A 9,553-nucleotide genomic window follows, 5' to 3' on the forward strand; every position below is an offset into this window, starting at 1 on the left:
ACACCTGGTTGACTCCATAGACAGTGTGTCTCGTAAAGTATGGGTGTCGCGAACTGCAAGACATCCACGCACCGTGAGGGACACCCACATGGCTGACTCACCTTCTCGCCCCGACGCCGCCGGTCATCCCCCGCGTGGAACGCGACCGCCCCGAGCGTGCTGCCCGCACTGGCCCCCACGTAATACGCGGACTGGTACAGCGCGGAAGCCTGCGCGCGCCCCTCCTTCGCCGTGTGGCTCACGGACGACGAGGCGACCGCGTGACCCGCGAAGAAGCCCGCCGTGATCAGAACCAGGCCGAGCAGCACCAGCACCAGCGAGTCCGCCAGCGACAGCAGCAGACCCGCTGTCGTCGTCCCGCCCGCCAGGTAGAGGGACCCCCGGCGCCCAAGCCGCCCCACCAGCCTGCCCGCCGCCGACGCCGAGACCGTACCCACCAGGTAGACCAGGAAGATCGACCCGACGATCCCCTGGGGCAGCGAGAACGGGGCATCGGTCAGCCGGTAACCGATCACCGTGTACACGGCGCCGAACACCGTCATGAACAGCGCCCCGATCGCGTACAGCCGCCGCAGCAACGGATTCGAGAGGTGGCCGCGAACCGTCCGCGCCAGCACCCGAGGCCGCAACGAGCCCGCCTTGAAGTGCTTCGGCGCAGGCAGCAGCAGCCGGAACGCGACCGCGCAGCCCACCGCGACAAGCCCGATGGCGCCGACGGCGACCCGCCAGCCCCACTCCTGCGCGACCCAGCCGGTGATGACCCGGCCGCTCATCCCGCCGACGCTGTTGCCCGCGACGAACAGACCGATCGCGGTGATCAGCGCCTTCGGCCGCACTTCCTCCGCCAGATACGCCGTCGCCGAAGCCGGCAGCCCGGCCAGCGCCGCACCCTGCACCGCCCGCAGCGCGATCAGCGTGCCCACCGACGGGGCGAAGGGAACCAGCAGCCCTACGGTCACCGCGATCCCCAGGGAAGCCGTCATGACCGTACGCCGCCCGAACCGCTCCGACAGCGCGCTCATCGGCAGGACGAACAGCGCCAGCGCGCCGGTCGCCGCCGACACCGTCCAGCTCGCCGCGCTCGCCGTCACTCCGAAGTCGCCGGAGATCAAGGGGAGAAGGGCCTGCGTGGAGTAGAGCAGAGCGAAGGTCGCGACACCCGCGAGGAACAGGGCGAGGCTCATCCGGCGGTAGCCGGGCCCGCCCGGAGCCATGCGGGATTCGGTCGTGGAGGCGGCGGAAGGTACGGAAACAGTCGAGGCGGCGCCCATGGTGGTGGACGCCTGGGTACTGACGTAAGGCATGTTTCGAACCTAAAGAACGGACTCTCATCCGTCCAATGCATGGAATCGTCATAATCGTTCCCATGAAGCATCAGCAGAGGTCAGAGCCTCACCTGTCACCATCCAGTGACACAGAAGACATCGTCGCGCTGCTCGCCCCACGCCTGGCGTACTTCGCGGGAGTCGCCCGCACCGAGCACGTCACCCGTGCCGCGCAGGAGATGCAGGTCCCGCAGTCCACCCTGTCCCGCGCCATGGTCCGCCTCGAACAGGACCTGGGCGTCGACCTGTTCGCCCGCAGGGGCCGTACGGTCTCGCTCACGTCGGCCGGGCGTACGTTCCTCGGCTCTGTGGAGCGGGCGCTCGCCGAGATCGAGCGCGCGGCCGACGCGGTACGGGCCGACGCCGACGCCACCTCCGGCAAGGTCGCCTTCGGCTTTCTGCACACCATGGGCTCCGAAACCGTGCCCGGGCTCATCCGCGCCTTCCGGGCCGACCATCCACGCGTCCGCTTCAGCCTCGTACAGAACTACGGCGAGGCGATGATCGAGCGTCTGCGCTCGGGCGAACTGGATCTCTGCCTCACCTCCCCGGTGCCGGACACCCCCGACCTCGCGGCCCGCCGCCTCGACGAGCAGAAGCTGCGCCTCGTGGTCCCCGCCGACCACCGCCTCGCCGGCCGCAAGCGCGTCCGCCTGGCCGAGGCCGCCGACGAAACCTTCGTCACCCTGGAACCCGGCTACGGCCTGCGCCGCATCACCGACGACCTCTGCAAGGAAGCCGGCTTCCGCCCTCGTATCGCCTTCGAGGGCGAGGAGGCCGAAACGCTACGGGGTCTGGTGGCGGCGGGGCTGGGAGTAGCCCTCCTGCCGCCACCGGCCGTACCCCGCCCAGGAGTTGTCGAACTGACGGTGACCGCCCCGCGCGCGGCCCGCGAGATCGGAGTCGCCTGGCTGGAGGGCCACCCGGACACACCACCGGTGGCAGCCTTCAAGAAGTTCCTGCTGTCGAGAAGGGGCAACTTGCTCCCGGACTGAGGGCGACTGTCCAGGGTGTGCCCTGCAGAAGGCGCCCCTGAGGGGCGCGGGGCAGTATCAATTTGCGGCTCCGCCGCGCGGGCGCGAGCAACCCACCACAACCCGCAGCCCGCACTTCACCCCACGGCGCTCACCGGCGCAATGACTTCCCGAACCCAGAAGCCAACGGCATCCGCAACCCCAAAGGAGGCGGAGCCGCAAACGCATCCTCCACAGGCCGTGAAAACCCCCGCCCGAACAACGCCCCCATCACGAAGTCCTCGGCAAGCGCGAGGACTTCGTCCCGATGCTGGGACAGCCCATGCCCATCGGAGTGCACCTCGAACCGGCAGATGTCCCGGTTCGCCTTCTTCGCCCGCGCCGCGAGCCGAAAGGACAGCTCCGGATCACTGCGTGCGTCCATCGTCCCGTGCACGATCAGCACCCGACGTCCCCCGAGCTGCTTCACCGGTTCCTCGGGCGCCGCCACATCGTCTTCCGGCAGCCAAGGAGACAGCGACAGCACGGAGTTGACGGCGCTGTGCCCGGCCGCGTGGAGGGCGGCCCGGCCGCCCATGTCGAGCCCGGCGAGACATATGGGTACGTCCCCGTAGCGGCGTACGACCTCGTCGGCGGCCCAGGCGGTATCGTGCGCGAGATGCGCCTCGCTGCCGTTCCAGCCGCGGAACCTGTAGTGCACGACGTGCGCCACTAGGCCGTCCGTGCGCCCCGCGCGCGTGAGGCGGCGCCCCAGCGAGCGTACGGAGGCGGTCGCCAGCATCGGTGACGGCTTGCGGGCGGAGGTCTCCTCGCCGCCCGGCAGCAGCAGCACCACGCCGCTCACCGCCGTCGGTTCCGTGCCGAGTGACCGCCCCAGCCGGGCCGTGCGAACCGGCGTCGCTTGCTGTGCCATGACAGAACATTGTCAGAAGCAAGGGTGTACGTCATTCGTCCTCGGGGTCACCGTTGCGTATCGACGGATCTCCTCACTGAGGGATCTACGCGCGTAGGCGTTACTATTCGGAAATGACGACCCAGCACCAGCACACTCCCGGTGCGGACCAGATCCGCCGGGCCCCCAAGGTCCTGCTGCACGACCACCTCGACGGGGGCCTGCGCCCCGGGACCGTCGCCGAACTCGCCCGCGAGGCCGGCTACGAAAACCTCCCCGAGACCGACCCCGAAAAGCTCGGCGTCTGGTTCCGCGAGGCCGCCGACTCCGGTTCCCTGGAGCGGTATCTGGAGACGTTCGCGCACACCTGCGCCGTCATGCAGACGCGCGACGCCCTCGTTCGGGTCGCGGCCGAGTGTGCCCAGGACCTCGCGGAGGACGGCGTCGTCTATGCCGAGGTGCGGTACGCGCCCGAGCAGCACCTGGAGAAGGGGCTCAGCCTCGAAGAGGTCGTCGAGGCCGTCAACGAGGGCTTCCGGGAAGGGGAGCGACGGGCGCGCGAGAGCGGCCACCGGATTCGCGTCGGCGCCCTGCTGACCGCCATGCGGCACGCGGCCCGCGCCCTGGAGATCGCCGAACTCGCCAACCGCTACCGCGACGTGGGCGTGGTCGGCTTCGACATCGCGGGCGCCGAGGCCGGCTACCCGCCCACCCGCCACCTGGACGCCTTCGAGTATCTGAAGCGGGAGAACAACCACTTCACGATCCACGCGGGCGAAGCCTTCGGACTGCCCTCCATTTGGCAGGCCCTCCAGTGGTGCGGCGCCGACCGGCTCGGTCACGGGGTGCGCATCATCGACGACATCCATGTCGCCGACGACGGCTCCGTGAAGCTCGGCCGCCTCGCCTCGTACGTACGCGACAAGCGCATCCCGCTGGAGCTGTGCCCCAGCTCCAACCTGCAGACGGGCGCCGCCGACTCGTACGCCGAACACCCCATCGGGCTGCTGCGACGGCTGCATTTCCGCGCGACCGTGAATACGGACAACAGGTTGATGTCGGGCACCAGCATGAGCAAGGAATTCGAGCACCTTGTCGATGCATTCGGTTACTCGCTCGACGACATGCAGTGGTTCACAGTCAATGCTATGAAATCAGCTTTCATTCCTTTCGATGAACGGCTGGCGATGATCAATGACGTGATCAAGCCCGGTTATGCGGAGCTGAAGTCCCAGTGGCTGTTCCAGCAGACCGCTTCGACCAGCGGTTCTGTGGTCGAGGAGAGCTGATCGGGTCGTCGGGAAAGCGGCCGGGCGCATGCCGCCCCGGCCGCTTTTCGATGTTTGCGGAGCGTTCTTCCACGTGACTACGGTTTCGAACCGCTCGAGATCCGTCACAGCGCAAGGACGAAGACGAAAATGAAGCAGTCTGCTGTCAAGACCCTCGGTGTCGCCGCTCTCGGTGCCGCCTTCGCCGCCGTCGGCGCGGGTGCCGCCAACGCGGCCCCGGCCGTGCCCGACGCCACCGGGACCCTGGACACCGTCACCTCGGTGGTGCCGGGCGAAGCCGCCCACACGCTGCCCGCCGGCAGCGCAGAGACGCTGGCCGCGGGCCCGGACGCGCTCGCGGGCGGTCTGCCCGCGGCGGACCCGGCCGCGCTTGCCGCGGACCACGCCGCACAGCTCACGGACGTGGCCGGCGGCGCGCCCGCCGCGGGGCAGCTGCTCGGCGGCGTGCCGACCCAGGGCCTGCCCACGGAGGCGCTGCCCACGCAGGGCCTGCCCACGGAGGCACTGCCCACGCAGGGCCTGCCGGTGAGCGGGCTCCCTGTGTGAGCGGACTTCCCGTGGCCTGAGTCCGCACGTGCACGCACCGATGGGGCGCCTCCTCGAATCCGGGGGGCGCCCCATCGGCGTACGTGCGGGTGGGATGCGTGGATCACCAGGCCGTACGAGCCGCCTTGCCCTCCGAGGGGAACAGGATCCACAGCGCTATGTAGAGCAGGAACTGCGGACCCGGCAGCAGACAGGACGCCAGGAAGATCACGCGCATCGTGGTCGCGGAGGTACCGAAGCGCCGTGCCAGCGCAGCGCACACTCCGCCGATCATCCGGTCGTTCGTGGGGCGGGCAAGGCGGTTCATTTCCGGCTCCTTCGTGAGCGTCCGAGGCCTCCCTTGTGGTTGCCTCATCTGCCTTCCACGCTACGAGCACGAAGGGGGCAAAGCGTCGCTCTACGGGGCGATCCCGACCCTGGGAATCGTCGGGGTCCGACCCTGAGCCGCTTCCTCTCTGTGGAGGGTCGCCTGGTGTCGCGTCTCGGTCCGGCGGCGCAGCAAGGCGCGCGCGGCGGGGACGACCGCCACATGGGCCAGGGCCACTCCCACGGTGTTGAGCAGCAGCGAGTCGACGTCCACGACCTGGCCGGGAACGCCGGTCTGGAGCAGCTCGATGGCCAGGGAGAGCAGGGCGCCCGCGGCGACCGTACGGAGCAGGGACAGCAGAGGGGAGACGGCCAGGCTGCCGCGGGTCATGGGCAGCAGCACGCCGAGCGGGGCGAGCAGCAGCAGGCCCTTGCCGATATTGCGGGCCGCCGCCTCGGGGCCCAGGGCCAGATCGGCTCTGATGCTCGCGAACGGCCGCAGGTTCGCGGCACTCACCCACGGCACGTCCAGCGGACGCAGCGTGAGCCAGGCGACGAGCGCGAGATGTGCGACGAGAAGAACACCTCCCGCCGCACGGATGCGGAACGCGGCGCTGCCGCCGTTTGAGCCTTGACGCACGCCCCCCAAGACGCGGCCTCCGGCAGGATCGGTTCCGTGTGTCGCAAGGGCTTACCTCACAGAGCTGAGGCGTTCGCCACAGGCCCAGGCCTCAGGGCCGGCCGACCTCCGTCGACGGCGGGGACTCGGTGCCCGGCCGGGAGAGGACCTCCGGGGTGCACTCGTAGCGGCGTACGGGGTCCGTGCCGGGGCCGCCGAGGATGACCGCGCCGCCGTCGGAGGCGGCGGCCGAGCCGCTGAAGGTGCAGATGAGCTGGGCCAGCGCGTACGAGGTGAGCGCGGCGGGCTCGGTGCTCAGCCGGAGCGCGCCCTCCGGGTCCTTGGGGCGCGGCTCGCCGACCGTCATGCCCTCCCGGACGTCCGTCATGTAGCCCGCCTGCCGCTCGGTGTCCGTCGGCTCCGCGGCGAGCTGGTCGAGGAGCGCCTGCGCGGACTGCACACGGTCCATCTCCGTGGTGCCGTCGGTGACGCGCACGAGCCGGTCGACCCGCACCAGCTGCGAGGAGCACAGCAGGAAGACCTGGACGAGGATCCCGCCCGAGGACTGCGCACCCAGATCCGGTCCACTCGCCGTACAGGACAACCGGGACGGCGCGGGCCCGAACTCGGTCGGCACCTCCGTCGGCCGGATCCCGCACCCGGCCAGCGCCACGGCGAGCAACGGCACGGCGAGCAGGACGGTACGCAACCGGCGTACGCCCCCTGAGCCGCGTACGCCCGTTGAGCCGCGTACGCCCGTTGAGCCGCGTACGCTCATCGCGCCTCCCCCTTGGAGCCGTTGGAGCCCTTTCCGTTGGACCCCCGGCAGCCGTCGTCCTCACCGGACTTGCCGTTCTTCTTCTTCCGGTCCCCCCGGCTTCCCCGCTCCCGCCGGTCCTCCTCTTCCATCAGGACCGAGGCGTCCTGCGGCAGCCTCAGGGTGAACACCGCGCCCGAATCGGGGGAGTTGGCGGCGGTGAGTTCGCCGCCGTGGATGTGCGCGTTCTCCAGGGCGATGGACAGGCCCAGGCCGCTGCCCTCGGAGCGCGGGCGGGAGGCGCTCGCCTTGTAGAAGCGGTCGAAGACATGCGGGAGGACCTCCTCGGGGATGCCGGGGCCGTGGTCCTGCACCTCGATGAGCACGTCGTCCCCCTCCTCCCGCACGGACACGCGCACCGGGGAGCCGCCGTGCTTGAGGGCGTTGCCGATCAGGTTCGCCAGGATCACGTCCAGGCGGCGCGGGTCGAGACGCGCGGTGATGCCGCGCTCGGCGTCCAGGTCCACCGCGTCCAGCCAGGCGCGCGCGTCGATGCACGCGGTGATCTGGTCGGCTATGTCGACATGGTCGAGGACGAGCCGGGCCGTGCCCGCGTCGAAGCGGGTGACCTCCATGAGGTTCTCCACGAGGTCGTTCAGCCGCCGTGTCTCGCTGACGACGAGGCGTACGGCGGGCTCGATCATCGGGTCGACGCTGCCGGTCTCCGCGTCGAGCTCCTCCTCCAGGACCTCGGTCACGGCCGTGATCGCGGTCAGCGGCGTACGCAACTCGTGCGACATGTCCGCCACGAAGCGGCGGGAGGCCTCGTCGCGCGCGCTCATGTCCGCCACCCGCTTCTCCAGCGCCTCCGCGGCACGGTTGAACGTCCGTGACAGATCCGCGAGTTCGTCCGTGCCCGACACCCGCAGCCGGGTGTCCAGCTTGCCCTCGCCGAGCCGCCGGGCCGCCGTGCCGAGGCGGTGCACCGGCCTGAGTACGGTCGTCGCGGCGGCCTGCGCGAGCAGCGCCGAACCGATCAGTGCGAGCCCGGTCGCGATACCCAGCGACCAGGAAAGGGAGTTGAGGTCCTCGGCCTCCGGCTTCAGGGACTTGAGCATGTAGCCGGTCGGCCCGCCGCCGATCACCTTCGCGCCGCCCACCAGATACGGATGGTCGCCGTCGCGGATCTGCTGCCAGTACAGGTGGTACGGGTGTTTGTTGCCCGAGGTGAGCTCCTGCTCCCTGTTCACCGCCTTCTGGAGGGACTTCGGCACATCGTCCAGGGAGAAGTCGTCCAGATCGGAGTTGCCGACGACGGTCTGCCCCGTCTCGTCCTCGGCGATCAGCAGCACACTGAATCCCTGCGGACTGTTCGCCATCTGGCGTGCGGCGGCCTCCAGATCGTCCTGCGTGGGATGCACCGCCAACGCGCTCGCGCGGTTCTGCATCTCCTGCTGGAAGTCGCGCAGCACCGCTTCCCGCGTACGGGTCAGCACGGCCTCGCGGTTGAGCCAGTACGCGATGCCCGACGCCGACACCGCCGCGGTGAGCGCCACGAGCGCGAACACCACGACCAGACGCAGTCGCAGGCTGGTGAACCGCAGGCCCGCCAGTATCGTCCTGCGCGCCGCGGCCCAGCCGCGGAGCTTGTCCTGCGCTTGTGTCACTGAGGACTGTCCAGCCGGTATCCCACGCCGCGCACGGTACGGATCAGCGTCGGCGAGGAGGGCACGTCCTCCACCTTGGCGCGCAGCCGCTGCACACAGGCGTCGACGAGCCGTGAGTCACCGAGGTAGTCGTGCTCCCACACCAGCCGCAGCAACTGCTGGCGGGACAGCGCCTGTCCGGGACGGCGGCTGAGCTCCAGGAGCAACCGCAGCTCGGTGGGCGTCAGTTGGAGATCCTCGCCGTTCTTGGTGACCGTCATCGCCGCGCGGTCGATCACCAGGCTGCCGAACGTCGCCGAGTCGTTGGCCTCCCGCTCGCCACGCCGCAGCACGGCCCGGATCCGGGCGTCCAGCACCCGCCCCTGCACCGGCTTGACGACATAGTCGTCGGCCCCCGACTCCAGCCCGACCACCACGTCGATGTCGTCACTGCGCGCGGTGAGCAGGATGATCGGCAACTGGTCGGTGCGCCGGATGCGCCGGCACACCTCGAACCCGTCGATTCCGGGCAGCATCACATCCAGCACGATCAGGTCCGGCCGCTGCTCGCGCAGCAGCTTCAGACCATCCTCGCCGGTGGCAGCGGTGGCCACACGGTGCCCCTGGCGCGTCAGCGACAGCTCCAGGGCCGTACGGATGGCGTCGTCGTCCTCGATCAGCAACAGGGAAGGCACGGACGTCATTCTGTCCCATGACACGGCGCCGTATCGACTCCTGGAGCGCTCCCACACATCTCACCCATACGAGTGAGCGTCCGAGATGCCGGATGAGTAGCCGTACGACGCTTCTCTGTGATCAGCCTGTGCCGCGCCTGAGCCCCACCCCTGTTGCACGCCTGTGACAGTCGGCAGACACCGTCATGAAGTCGCGTAGGCAAGCTTTTCGGCACAGGCAAGGAAGCACCGCAGAACAGCACAACAGACCAGCACCACAGAGCAGTGCCGAGAAACCGGAACTCCACGACGGGGGGCGCGAGATGAACACGCTGCACAGCACCAGCACTAGCGCGGTCGCAGTTGTCACGCGTCTCCACGACGTCACACGCAACACGGAGAAGTCCGGTGCCGTGAGCGGGCGGGGGTGCGCTCGCGGCACCGGGCGTCAGCACACCGGGTCGTACATGACGGTGGTTGACGCACATCTGGTGGGGGGCAACGGGGGAACGCACGGGGGACCTG

General features: G+C 69.7%; 10 protein-coding genes and 1 pseudogene. 4 read left to right on the top strand and 7 right to left on the bottom strand.

All coding sequences use genetic code 11. The features are described 5' to 3' along the window. The coding region (locus tag G6048_RS44040) for an MFS transporter (RefSeq protein WP_165345235.1) at nucleotides 1–1,304 on the bottom strand (1,304 nt) is incomplete at its 3' end. 62 nt (nucleotides 1,305–1,366) lie between these two features. Between G6048_RS44040 and G6048_RS44045 the strand changes: the two genes are divergently transcribed. Further along, nucleotides 1,367–2,320 carry a LysR family transcriptional regulator gene (locus G6048_RS44045; RefSeq protein ID WP_165345236.1) on the top strand — a complete coding sequence of 318 codons (954 nt, stop codon included), beginning with the start codon at nucleotides 1,367–1,369 and terminating at the stop codon, nucleotides 2,318–2,320. A gap of 130 nt (nucleotides 2,321–2,450) precedes the next feature. On the opposite strand, the gene G6048_RS44050 is transcribed toward G6048_RS44045, so the two are convergent. Next, the gene (locus G6048_RS44050; RefSeq protein ID WP_165345237.1) at nucleotides 2,451–3,212 is read right to left on the bottom strand and encodes an alpha/beta hydrolase; all 762 of its coding nucleotides are present in this window, start codon (nucleotides 3,210–3,212) and stop codon (nucleotides 2,451–2,453) included. A 113-nt stretch (nucleotides 3,213–3,325) separates the two neighbouring features. Between G6048_RS44050 and G6048_RS44055 the strand changes: the two genes are divergently transcribed. Both G6048_RS44055 and G6048_RS44060 read left to right on the top strand, forming a co-directional pair. After that, entirely contained in the window at nucleotides 3,326–4,480 is a 1,155-nt protein-coding gene (locus G6048_RS44055; protein WP_165345238.1) for an adenosine deaminase, read from the top strand. Nucleotides 4,481–4,609: 129 nt separating this feature from the next. Further along, on the top strand, nucleotides 4,610–5,026 hold the full coding sequence (locus tag G6048_RS44060) for an ATP-binding protein (RefSeq protein ID WP_165345239.1): 417 nt from the start codon (nucleotides 4,610–4,612) through the stop codon (nucleotides 5,024–5,026). Nucleotides 5,027–5,129: 103 nt separating this feature from the next. Here the strand turns inward: G6048_RS44060 and G6048_RS44065 are convergent, their stop codons facing one another. The 5 genes from G6048_RS44065 to afsQ1 form a co-directional block, all read right to left on the bottom strand. Next, entirely contained in the window at nucleotides 5,130–5,333 is a 204-nt protein-coding gene (locus G6048_RS44065) for a PspC domain-containing protein (RefSeq protein ID WP_165345240.1), read from the bottom strand. A gap of 90 nt (nucleotides 5,334–5,423) precedes the next feature. After that, complete coding sequence (locus tag G6048_RS44070; protein ID WP_165345241.1) at nucleotides 5,424–5,972, bottom strand: VanZ family protein; 549 nt, start codon at nucleotides 5,970–5,972, stop codon at nucleotides 5,424–5,426. 91 nt (nucleotides 5,973–6,063) lie between these two features. After that, a complete protein-coding gene (locus G6048_RS44075) occupies nucleotides 6,064–6,729 on the bottom strand; it encodes a hypothetical protein (RefSeq protein ID WP_235991055.1) in 666 nt (221 codons plus the stop codon). After that, on the bottom strand, nucleotides 6,726–8,375 hold the full coding sequence (locus tag G6048_RS44080; RefSeq protein ID WP_165345242.1) for an ATP-binding protein: 1,650 nt from the start codon (nucleotides 8,373–8,375) through the stop codon (nucleotides 6,726–6,728). Before G6048_RS44080 ends, G6048_RS44075 begins: the two co-directional genes overlap by 4 nt. After that, the gene (gene afsQ1, locus G6048_RS44085) at nucleotides 8,372–9,049 is read right to left on the bottom strand and encodes a two-component system response regulator AfsQ1 (protein ID WP_128380879.1); all 678 of its coding nucleotides are present in this window, start codon (nucleotides 9,047–9,049) and stop codon (nucleotides 8,372–8,374) included. Before afsQ1 ends, G6048_RS44080 begins: the two co-directional genes overlap by 4 nt. 302 nt (nucleotides 9,050–9,351) lie before the next feature. On the opposite strand from afsQ1, the pseudogene G6048_RS50575 reads away from it, so the two are divergent. Further along, nucleotides 9,352–9,553: pseudogene (locus G6048_RS50575) on the top strand (SigE family RNA polymerase sigma factor); the annotation flags it as partial.

Source organism: Streptomyces ureilyticus (genome assembly GCF_011045025.1).
In the GTDB taxonomy this organism is placed as follows: Bacteria; Actinomycetota; Actinomycetes; order Streptomycetales; family Streptomycetaceae; genus Streptomyces; species Streptomyces ureilyticus.